We start from the raw sequence: 542 nt of genomic DNA, 5'->3' as shown, positions 1-542 counted from the left end.
GGCTGCCGTATCGCGCACGACGGGCACGGCGGCGACCTCGCGCACCAGCGCCGCCGCCGCCGCCGGCAGGTGCGCGGGATCGCCGGAGCGCAGCGCCAGCATCCCGTCCTGACGCCACAGCACCTGTCCGGCCGCCGACCGCAGAAGGCGGCCGAGCAGTGGCAGGTTGAGCGGCCGTGTCCGTGGCCGCAGATGATCGCGCAGCCAGTTGCCAAGTCGGACGGTCCATGGCGCGCCGGCGTTGGGGGTCGGAAGCCTCGGCAACGTCCTGCCTCGCCGGCCGGGCCGGATTTCTCCGCCATCGCCCAACGGCGGCGCTTCAATGGCCGGTGCGACGGGTTCGGCGGCCGGCGGCATCGCATCGGGAACGGGCTGGACCTCGGCCGGCCGCGCATCGACCAGCGCGAGCTTGCGCATCGCGGGCAGGACGCCGGACGCCTCTCCCTCCGGGCCGACGAAGACGAGGCTGGTTTCGGTCGTCAGCAGATTGCCCTTCATCGCCAGATCGCGCACCTGCGCGCGATCGACCTTGCCGCCGGCCG

General features: G+C 74.0%; 1 protein-coding gene. It reads right to left on the bottom strand.

Annotated elements, in window-relative coordinates:
• On the bottom strand, window positions 1–498 hold a 498-nt coding region (locus tag BGN95_RS25400; RefSeq protein WP_286774406.1), incomplete at its 3' end, for a hypothetical protein.
• Window positions 499–542: the final 44 nt, after the last annotated feature.

It is taken from the genome of Sphingomonas sp. 66-10 (assembly GCF_001897045.1).
Taxonomy (GTDB): domain Bacteria; phylum Pseudomonadota; class Alphaproteobacteria; order Sphingomonadales; family Sphingomonadaceae; genus Sphingomonas; species Sphingomonas lycopersici.
Note: the sequence above shows the minus strand (reverse complement) of the source record. Positions and strands in the feature narration are given on the sequence as shown.